Source organism: Streptomyces sp. NPDC091416, assembly GCF_044756845.1.
Classification (GTDB): domain Bacteria; phylum Actinomycetota; class Actinomycetes; order Streptomycetales; family Streptomycetaceae; genus Streptomyces.
Map to the genome: position 1 here is coordinate 1 of NZ_JBIVTU010000067.1, position 1,126 is coordinate 1,126.

1 protein-coding gene is annotated in these 1,126 nt (G+C 64.7%); it reads left to right on the plus strand.

Annotation, left to right across the window (positions count from 1 at the left end; translation table 11 throughout):
• Nucleotides 1–261 precede the first annotated feature (261 nt).
• A complete protein-coding gene (locus tag ACIQMX_RS42505) occupies nt 262–1,086 on the plus strand; it encodes an IS5 family transposase (RefSeq protein ID WP_393686238.1) in 825 nt (274 codons plus the stop codon).
• Nucleotides 1,087–1,126 lie beyond the last annotated feature (40 nt).

A 1,126-nucleotide genomic window follows, 5' to 3' on the forward strand; every position in this document is an offset into this window, starting at 1 on the left:
TCTAAGTGAGCGTTTGGTTCGCATATCAGGTGTTTGGCTGCGATTCTGAGCGGTCAAGCGAAGTCCCCTGAGCGGTGATTCGCCAGGGAAGTGGCTTATACGGCAATCCGTGGGCCAGTAATGCGCCGGGTTTCTGATGAGAGATCCCGTCTCATTCAGAAGCAACCTGGTTCATGCAGGTCTGCGAACTCGCGCCCTGGTGCCCCGGATGCCTCGCCGCACGCCCTGCCCAGGTCGGCTGCCGCCGCGTACCCAGGCATCATGCAGCCCTCACAGTCCTACCCCAGCGACCTGTCCGACGCCCGCTGGGAACTCATCCGCCCCACCCTGGAAGCCTGGCGCCAAAACCGCGCCGGCATCCGCAAGCCCACCCACGACCTACGCACCCTGATGAACGCCATCCTCTACGTCGACCGCACCGGCATACCCTGGCGCTACCTCCCCCACGACTTCCCACCCCACCAGACCGTCTACGGCTACTTCGCCCGCTGGGAAACCGACGGCATCTTCGACCAGCTCACCAACATCCTCCGCGGCAAGGTCCGCAAGGCCGAAGGCCGCGCGAGCCAGCCCAGCGCCTGCCTCATCGACAGCCAGAGCATCAAGACCTCCGCCACCGTCCCCCTGACCAGCCAAGGCATCGACCCGGCCAAGAAGATCATCGGACGCAAACGGCACATCGTCACCGACACCCTCGGCCTCCTCCTGGCCGTCGCCGTCACCGCCGCGAGCGTCCACGACTCCGCGGCCGGCACCCAGCTCATGACCAAGGTCGCCGCACTCCACCCGACGATCAGCAAAGCCTGGGCCGACAACGGCTACAAGACCAAAGCCGTCGAACACGCAGCCCGACACGGCATCGACCTCGAGATCGTCCAACGCGACCCCACCACCAGAGGCTTCCACGTCCAGCCACGCCGATGGGTCATCGAACGCACCCTCGGCTGGCTCATGCACCACCGCCGCCTCGCCCGCGACTACGAAACCCACCCCCACCGATCAGCCGCCATGATCCAACTGGCCGCCATCAACCTCATGACCCGCCGCCTCACCCACGAGACCACCCTCAACTGGCGCGACACCTAGACCAAATGAAACAGACATCGGAGAACGAAACGCTCACTAA

Bases quoted from the DNA above. Each gene is read 5' to 3' on its own strand.
- ACIQMX_RS42505 (WP_393686238.1), top strand. From the start codon at position 262: ATGCAGCCCTCACAGTCCTACCCCAGCGACCTGTCCGACGCCCGCTGG.